Below are 7099 nucleotides of genomic sequence, written 5' to 3'. Positions count from 1 at the left end.
CCCGGCCCCAAGGCCCGGCGCGCGGCGCGCTCACGTCGTGTCAGACGCCGTATTCCTTCTGGATACGGGCCCAGTTGCGCTCGAGGTCCTCGAGGCCACCGATGTTGAAGAACGCCTGCTCGGCGACGTGGTCGAACTCGCCGTCCGCGATCTTCTTGAAGGCCTCGATGGTCTCCGTCAGCGGAACCGTCGAACCGACGACACCCGTGAACTTCTCGGCCATGTACGTGTTCTGCGAGAGGAACTGCTGGATGCGGCGAGCACGCGCCACGACCGTCTTGTCCTCCTCCGACAGCTCGTCCACACCGAGGATCGCGATGATGTCCTGGAGCTCCTTGTTGCGCTGGAGGATGGACTTCACACGCGTCGCGACGTCGTAGTGCTCCTGGCCCACGTAGCGCGGGTCGAGGATGCGCGAGGACGAGGTCAGCGGGTCGATCGCCGGGTACAGACCCTTCGAGGCGATCTCGCGCGAGAGCTCCGTGGTCGCGTCCAGGTGGGCGAACGTCGTCGCAGGCGCCGGGTCGGTGTAGTCGTCGGCAGGGACGTAGATCGCCTGGAGCGACGTGATCGAGTGACCACGCGTCGAGGTGATGCGCTCCTGGAGCAGACCCATCTCGTCGGCCAGGTTCGGCTGGTAGCCCACCGCGGAGGGCATGCGCCCGAGCAGCGTGGAGACCTCGGAACCGGCCTGCGTGAAGCGGAAGATGTTGTCGATGAAGAGCAGCACGTCCTGCTTCTGGACGTCACGGAAGTACTCCGCCATGGTGAGCGCGGAGAGCGCGACGCGAAGACGCGTGCCCGGCGGCTCGTCCATCTGGCCGAAGACGAGGGCCGTCTTGTCGAAGACGCCCGCCTCCTCCATCTCGACGATCAGGTCGTTGCCCTCACGGGTGCGCTCGCCGACACCGGCGAACACCGACACACCGCCGTGGTTCTGGGCGACACGCTGGATCATCTCCTGGATGAGGACCGTCTTGCCGACGCCCGCACCACCGAAGAGGCCGATCTTCCCACCGAGCACGTACGGCGTCAGGAGGTCGATCGACTTGATGCCGGTCTCGAACATGGTGGTCTTCGACTCGAGCTGGTCGAACGCCGGGGGCTTGCGGTGGATGGGCCAGCGCTCGGTGATCTCGAGCTTCTCGCCCTCCTGGAGGTTGAGGACGTCGCCGGTCACGTTGAACACGTGGCCCTTGGTCACGTCTCCCACGGGGACGCTGATCGGCGAGCCCGTGTCGGTGACGACGGCGCCACGGACCAGGCCGTCGGTCGGCTTGAGGGCGATCGCACGGATGAGCGAGTCACCCAGGTGCTGCGCGACCTCCAGGGTCAGGCGGAAGGACTTCTCGCCCTCGCCCTGTCCGGACAGGTCGATGTCGACGGTCAGCGCGTTGTAGATCTCGGGGATCGCGTCCGACGGGAACTCGATGTCGACGACGGGGCCGATCACGCGGGCGACACGGCCCACGCCGGGTCCGCTCTGGTGCTCGACCTGGGCTTCCACGGTGGTGGCGGTCATTACTGGCCTCGCTTCGCAGGGCCGGAGACAGCTCCGGCAGGTTCGGTGCAGGTGATGGAGATCGTCAGGTTCGTCATGCGGTGCCTCACGACGCCGCGAGGGCGTCGGCACCGGAGACGATCTCGCTGATCTCCTGGGTGATGTCGGCCTGTCGTGCCTGGTTCGCAAGTCGCGTGTACATGCGGATCAGGTCCTCGGCGTTGTCCGTCGCGGTGTGCATCGCGCGCTGGCGGGCAGCCAGCTCCGACGCGGCCGCCTGCAGGAGGCAGCTGTAGATGCGGCTGCGCACGTAGCGCGGCAGCAGTGCGTCGAGGACGGCCTCGGGCGACGGCTCGAAGTCGTACAGCGGCAGGACGTCGTTCTGCCCGACCGGTGCGACCCCTTCGACGACCTCGAGGGGAAGCATCCGGACGACGCGGGGACGCTGCGTCACCATGTTCACGAACTGCGTGTACACGATGTGCAGCTCACCGACGCCGCCCTCGTCCGCGGGGGCGAGGAAGGCGTTCAGCAGCGTGTCGGCGATCTCGCCGGCGACGTCCGACGACGGCGAGTCCGAGCCACCGGTCCACGAACCGGCGAGCTCACGGTGACGGAAGGTGTAGTAGGTCACTGCGCGACGCCCGGCGGCGAAGAGCGCGACCTCCTTGCCCTCGTGCGTGAGGCGCTCCACCAGACGCTCGGTCTCGCGGATGATCGACGCCGAGTAGGCGCCGGCCATGCCACGGTCCGAGGCGACCACGAGCACCGCGACCCGGTTGGTGTCGGTGCGCTCGGACGTCAGCGGGTGCTGGGTCGTCGAGTGCGTCGCGACGGCCGAGACCGCCGTGGTGATCGCCTGGGCGTAGGGGCCCGCCTCGGACGACCGGGCGCGAGCCCGGCCGATCCTCGACGCAGCGATGAGCTCCTGCGCGCGGAACATCTTCTTGAGGGACTGCGTCGACTTGATCCGCTGCTTGTAGACGCGCTGGGATCCGGCCATGTCAGGCCTTCTTCTGCCGGACGATCTGCTCCTGCTCGACCACGACGGCCTCTTCCTCGTCCGACTCCCCACCCACGAGGGGGGTGCCGTCGGCCGTCAGGAAGCCGTTGCGGAAGTCGTCGACGCCCTGGGCCAGCGCGGCCTCGGTCTCGTCCGACAGCTTGCCGGTGTCCGCGATCGTGCTGAGCACGTCGGTGTTGCGGCGCAGGTGGTCGAGCAGCTCGCTCTCGAAGCGGCGCACGTCCTCGAGGGGCACGTCGTCGAGCTTGCCCTTGGTCCCGGCCCAGATCGAGGCGACCTGGTCCTCGACCGGGTACGGCGAGTACTGCCCCTGCTTGAGCAGCTCCATGAGGCGAGCCCCACGGGTCAGCTGGCCGCGCGACGCCGCGTCGAGGTCCGAGGCGAACATCGCGAAGGCCTCGAGCGAGCGGTACTGGGCGAGCTCGAGCTTGAGCGTGCCCGACACCTGCTTCATCGCCTTGACCTGTGCGGCGCCACCGACACGGGACACCGAGATACCGACGTCCACCGCGGGGCGCTGGTCGGCGTTGAAGAGGTCCGACTGGAGGAAGATCTGGCCGTCGGTGATCGAGATGACGTTGGTCGGGATGTACGCCGACACGTCGTTCGCCTTGGTCTCGATGACCGGCAGACCCGTCATCGAGCCCGCGCCCAGCTCGTCCGAGAGCTTGGCACAACGCTCGAGCAGACGGGAGTGCAGGTAGAAGACGTCACCGGGGTACGCCTCGCGGCCCGGCGGGCGACGGAGCAGCAGCGACACGGCACGGTAGGCCTCGGCCTGCTTCGACAGGTCGTCGAAGACGATGAGGACGTGCTTGCCGCCGTACATCCAGTGCTGGCCGATGGCGGAGCCGGTGTAGGGGGCGAGGTACTTGAAGCCCGCCGGGTCCGACGCGGGGGCCGCGACGATCGTCGTGTACTCGAGGGCACCGGCCTCTTCCAGCGCGCCGCGGACGGCGGCGATGGTCGAGCCCTTCTGGCCGATCGCGACGTAGATGCAGCGCACCTGCTTCGAGGGGTCGCCGGTCTCCCAGTTCGCCTTCTGGTTGATGATCGTGTCGGTCGCGATCGCCGTCTTGCCGGTCTGGCGGTCACCGATGATCAGCTGACGCTGACCACGGCCGACCGGGATCATCGAGTCGATCGCCTTGAGGCCGGTCTGCAGCGGCTCGTGGACCGACTTGCGGTCCATGACGCCGGGGGCCTGCAGCTCGAGGGCGCGGCGACCCTCGGTCTCGATCTCGCCGAGGCCGTCGATCGGCTGACCCAGCGGGTCGACGACGCGACCCAGGTAGCCGTCACCGACGGGGACCGAGAGGACCTCTCCGGTCCGGCGGACCTCCTGGCCCTCCTCGATACCGGTGAACTCGCCCAGGACGACGACACCGATCTGGCGAACGTCCAAGTTCAGGGCAAGGCCGAGGGTGCCGTCCTCGAAGCGCAGCAGCTCGTTGGCCATTGCGCCCGGAAGGCCTTCCACCTGGGCGATGCCGTCAGCGGCGAGGGTGACGCGACCGACTTCCTCGGTCACCGCGCCCCCGGGCTCGTAGGACTTCACGAAGCTGTCCAGCGCGGCCCGAATCTCGTCGGGCCGGATCGTCAGCTCAGCCATTGCTCTTCTCCTGTCGTGGCCACCCCGCGGTGTGCGGGAGCGGTCGAACGTTCTTGTCAGTTCGCCGGCTCGGGAGCCGGCGGGGTGTCGACGACACCGGGGGCCGCGAGGACCTCAGTGTTCGGGCGAACAGGTCAGCTGACCAGTCGTCTGCGTGCGTCGACCAGGCGCGAGAGGACCGTCGAGTCGACGACGTCCGCCCCGACCTGGATGCGCATGCCGCCGAGGACCTCGGGGTCCACGGTGACGTTCAGCTGGACTGCCCGGCCGTACGCGCGCTCGAGGAGCGCGGACAGACGGTCCTGCTGTGCCTGGCTGAGTACCGTGCCCGACGTCACCGAGGCGACGAGGCGACGGCGACGACGTGCGGCGACGTCCCCGAGCCACACGAGGGTGGCCACGAAACGACGACCACGAGGTGCCACGGTCGCCCGCTCCGCGAGGAACTGGGTGACCGGGTCGACCTTGCCGGCGAGCAGCGCGTCGACGAACGCCTTGCGACGAGCGGGGTCGGTCGAGGTCTCCGTCAGCACGCGACGGGCCTCGCGCCCTCCGACGAGCGACCGCGTGATGCGGAACAGCTCGTCCTCGACACGCTCGAGCGCACCGCGGGCCTCGGCCGAGGCCAGGACCGCGTCGACGCCGAGGTGCTCGACGGCGTCGGCGATGTCCCCGTCGTGGGCCCAACGGTCCCGGGCGAGCCCGGAGACCAGGTCGACCACACGACCGTCGAAGCCCTCACGCAGCAGGTCGGCCGCGAGGGCCGCCTTGTCCTCGCCGGACCGCGACGGGTCGGCGAGTGCACGGCGCAACGGCACGGAGCCGTCGAGCGCCGCGGCCACGGTGAGGAGCTCCTCGCCCAGGGCGAAGGCACCCTCGCCCGCGGCACGCAGCACCGGCTCGAAGCGGTCCTGGGCCTGCGCGAGGGAGGCTCCGCTCGTCCCGCGCATCAGCCCTCCTTGCCGTTGGCCGCCGCGCTGGCAGCCCCGGCTCCCGCTGCCTCGAGCTCGTCGAGGAAGCGGTCCACGACACGCGACTGACGTGCGGAGTCCTCGAGGGACTCGCCGACGATCTTCGAGGCGAGCTGGGTCGCGAGCGTCCCGACGTCGTTGCGCAGCGAGACCGACGCCTGCTGGCGCTCGGCCTCGATCTGGCGGTGTGCCGTCTCGACGATGCGAGCGGCCTCCTCGCCGGCCTTGACCTTCTGGTCGGCGACGATGGCCGTTCCCTCGGCGCGAGCGTCCTCACGGATCTTCGCGGCCTCGGTGCGTGCCTCCTGCAGCTGCTGGTGGTACTCCGCGAGTGCCGCAGCGGCCTCGGCCTGAGCGGACTCGGCCTTCGCCAGGCCACCCTCGATCTTGGCCGTGCGCTCGTCGAGCACCGCCTGGAACTTGGGGAGGACCATCTTGTAGAAGACGAACGCGATGATCACCAGGACGATCGCAGACCAGAAGAGGTCGTAGAACGGCGGGAGGAACAGCTTGATGGGGTCGACCTCGCCAGACTCTGCGGCGAGGACCGCCTGGGGGCCGATGGTCGACATCAGAAGATGAAGCCAGCGACGAAGCCGAGCAGCGCGAGGATCTCGACGAAGGCAAGACCGATGAACATGGTGCCGCGGAGCTGGCCGGCGACCTCGGGCTGGCGGGCCATGCCCTCGACCGTCTTGCCGATCAGGATGCCGAGGCCGATGCCCGGGCCGATCGCGGCGATGCCGTAGCCGATGGTGTTGATGCTGCCTTCGACAGCGGCGAGGGTGGTGACGTCCACGGTGTTTCCTTCCGTTGGGCGCCCGGTCGTGCGAACGGGCGTCAGGTGCGATGCGTCAGGTGGAGCTCAGGGTCGGTTCCGGGACCGAGGGCCCGGGACCAGGTCTGTCGTGCGGGTCAGTGCTCTTCCTCGATCGACATGTTGATGTAGACCGTGGCGAGGAGCGCGAAGATGTACGCCTGCAGGCCCGCGACGAACACCTCGAAGAGCGTGATCGCGATGCCGCCCGCGAGGGTCAGCGCGCTGATCGCCTTGAGGGCCGGCGCTGCCTCGAGGAGCAGGAAGTTCGTGGCGGCGAAGCACAGGACCAGCATGATGTGGCCTGCGACCATGTTCGCCGTGAGTCGGATGACCAGCGAGGCCGGGCGGATGATCAGGAGCTGGAGCAGCTCGATCGGCGCCAGGATGAAGTAGATCGGGAACGGCACGCCGGGGGGGAACAGGTTCGCCCTGATGTAGCCCCACAGGCCGTGCTGCCTGATGCCCGCGGCCCAGTAGGCCACGAAGACCCACAGCGCCAGGAGGATCGCCACGCCGGCGACCGAGGTGCCCGCCAGGTTGAGCCCCGGCACCACGCCCGTCAGGTTGAAGGCGAGGATCGTCACGAAGATCGTCGTGATCATGGGCACGTAGCGGCGAGCCCGCTCGGTCCCCATGATCTCCTCGACGATGTTCACGCGAGCGAAGTCGAGGACCATCTCGACGCCGTTCTGGAACCGTCCGGGCACGAGCTTGGCGCGCCGGGCCGCGATCACGAAGATCGTCAGGATCACGATCGTGGCGATCACGCGGATGAGCTGCAGCCGGTTGAACTCGAACGGCGTGCCGGCGAAGAAGATGGCGTCGGGGAAGAACTCACCGATCGTCGGCGCGTGGAAGCCGCCTTCGCCTTCTGCTGCGGCAACGAAGGGAGAGGGGGTCGCGAGCGTGAACAGGGTGGACTCCCGGTGTTCGTCGGTTTGCCGGGGCCGTGCGCTCGATGGGCACGCCGTCGGACCAGGCCTTCATGGATTCGCCGATAGCCTAACGCATGTTGAGCCCTCCTCAGAGCACGGGTCCGAACGGGCCGAGGGCCCGGCAGACACCGTGCCCCCGGTGTGCCCCCGCGTGCCGCCGACCCCTCGCGAGTCGACGTACGACACGGCCCGGCGGCCACGTGCCCCCCACCCCACCGGGGGGGGGGGGGACGCGG

General features: G+C 68.9%; 7 protein-coding genes. All 7 read right to left on the bottom strand.

Annotation, left to right across the window (positions count from 1 at the left end; genetic code table 11):
- Positions 1-40: 40 nt before the first annotated feature.
- A complete protein-coding gene (gene atpD / locus ACFRCR_RS15245) occupies positions 41-1522 on the bottom strand; it encodes a F0F1 ATP synthase subunit beta (protein ID WP_138823534.1) in 1482 nt (493 codons plus the stop codon).
- A gap of 85 nt (positions 1523-1607) precedes the next feature.
- On the bottom strand, positions 1608-2504 hold the full coding sequence (locus ACFRCR_RS15240) for a F0F1 ATP synthase subunit gamma (protein WP_030149955.1): 897 nt from the start codon (positions 2502-2504) through the stop codon (positions 1608-1610).
- 1 nt (position 2505) lies between these two features.
- The gene (gene atpA / locus ACFRCR_RS15235; protein ID WP_336706476.1) at positions 2506-4137 is read right to left on the bottom strand and encodes a F0F1 ATP synthase subunit alpha; all 1632 of its coding nucleotides are present in this window, start codon (positions 4135-4137) and stop codon (positions 2506-2508) included.
- Between the two features lie 134 nt (positions 4138-4271).
- Complete coding sequence (locus tag ACFRCR_RS15230; protein WP_377678690.1) at positions 4272-5087, bottom strand: F0F1 ATP synthase subunit delta; 816 nt, start codon at positions 5085-5087, stop codon at positions 4272-4274.
- A complete protein-coding gene (locus tag ACFRCR_RS15225; RefSeq protein ID WP_191794113.1) occupies positions 5087-5680 on the bottom strand; it encodes a F0F1 ATP synthase subunit B in 594 nt (197 codons plus the stop codon). Before ACFRCR_RS15225 ends, ACFRCR_RS15230 begins: the two co-directional genes overlap by 1 nt.
- Positions 5680-5907 carry an ATP synthase F0 subunit C gene (atpE, locus tag ACFRCR_RS15220; protein ID WP_030149959.1) on the bottom strand — a complete coding sequence of 76 codons (228 nt, stop codon included), beginning with the start codon at positions 5905-5907 and terminating at the stop codon, positions 5680-5682. Before atpE ends, ACFRCR_RS15225 begins: the two co-directional genes overlap by 1 nt.
- Before the next feature lie 116 nt (positions 5908-6023).
- On the bottom strand, positions 6024-6770 hold the full coding sequence (gene atpB / locus ACFRCR_RS15215; RefSeq protein WP_336706576.1) for a F0F1 ATP synthase subunit A: 747 nt from the start codon (positions 6768-6770) through the stop codon (positions 6024-6026).
- Positions 6771-7099 lie beyond the last annotated feature (329 nt).

This window comes from Oerskovia sp. NPDC056781, assembly GCF_042789955.1.
Lineage (GTDB): Bacteria > Actinomycetota > Actinomycetes > Actinomycetales > Cellulomonadaceae > Oerskovia > Oerskovia rustica.
Note: the sequence above shows the minus strand (reverse complement) of the source record. Positions and strands in the feature narration are given on the sequence as shown.

Bases quoted from the DNA above. Each gene is read 5' to 3' on its own strand.
- ACFRCR_RS15225 (WP_191794113.1), bottom strand. From the start codon at position 5,680: ATGTCGACCATCGGCCCCCAGGCGGTCCTCGCCGCAGAGTCTGGCGAG.
- ACFRCR_RS15240 (WP_030149955.1), bottom strand. From the start codon at position 2,504: ATGGCCGGATCCCAGCGCGTCTACAAGCAGCGGATCAAGTCGACGCAG.
- ACFRCR_RS15230 (WP_377678690.1), bottom strand. From the start codon at position 5,087: ATGCGCGGGACGAGCGGAGCCTCCCTCGCGCAGGCCCAGGACCGCTTC.
- atpD (WP_138823534.1), bottom strand. From the start codon at position 1,522: ATGACCGCCACCACCGTGGAAGCCCAGGTCGAGCACCAGAGCGGACCC.
- atpA (WP_336706476.1), bottom strand. From the start codon at position 4,137: ATGGCTGAGCTGACGATCCGGCCCGACGAGATTCGGGCCGCGCTGGAC.